Genomic DNA, 861 nt, shown 5'->3' on the forward strand with positions numbered 1-861 from the left:
GATCCAGACTGCCGCGGTCAGCATCAACGGCGCCGCGGCCGAGATCGCCGCCGGCAACGACGACCTGTCGCGCCGCACCGAGCAGCAGGCGGCGAGCCTGGAAGAAACCGCTGCGTCGATGGAGGAGCTGACCTCCACCGTCAAGCAGAATGCCGAGCACGCGCGCCAGGCCAACCAGCTCGCCGCGGGCGCCGCCTCGGTCGCCTCGCAGGGCGGCGCGCTGGCCAGCCAGGTCTCGGAAAAGATGAACGGCATCGAGGCCTCGTCGCGGAAGATCGCCGACATCATCAGTGTCATCGACGGCATCGCCTTCCAGACCAACATCCTGGCGCTCAACGCCGCGGTGGAAGCGGCGCGTGCCGGCGAGCAGGGCCGCGGTTTCGCCGTGGTCGCCAGCGAAGTACGCACCCTCGCGCAACGCTCGTCGAATGCGGCCAAGGAGATCAAGACCTTGATCGACGATTCGGTCGAGCGTGTCGCCGAGGGATCGGCCCTGGTCGAACAGGCCGGCACCACCATGCAGGAGATCGTCGCCTCGGTGCAGCGCGTCACCGACATCATGGGCGAGATCTCCGCGGCCTCGCAGGAGCAGTCCGCCGGCATCGAGCAGGTCAACCAGACCATCACCCAGATGGACGAGGCCACCCAGCAGAACGCCGCGCTGGTCGAGGAAGCCACGGCCGCCGCGCGTTCGATGGAAGACCAGGCCGGCCAGCTCAACCAGGCCGTGGCGCTGTTCAAGCTGGACACCAGCGCCGCGGTGGCGAGCGCCGCGCCGGCGCCTGTGCGCCGCCCCGCTCCGCCAGCCCCTGCTGCCCCGGCGGCAAAACCAAGGCGACCGGCAGCGGCGCCGTTGCGGGC

The 861-nt window shown here is 70.3% G+C and carries 1 protein-coding gene; it reads left to right on the plus strand.

The window, feature by feature from the left end:
- The coding region (locus D588_RS0119200) for a methyl-accepting chemotaxis protein (RefSeq protein WP_017917137.1) at positions 1-861 on the plus strand (861 nt) is incomplete at both ends.

The organism is Xanthomonas sp. SHU 308, from assembly GCF_000364645.1.
Classification (GTDB): Bacteria; Pseudomonadota; Gammaproteobacteria; order Xanthomonadales; family Xanthomonadaceae; genus Xanthomonas_A; species Xanthomonas_A sontii.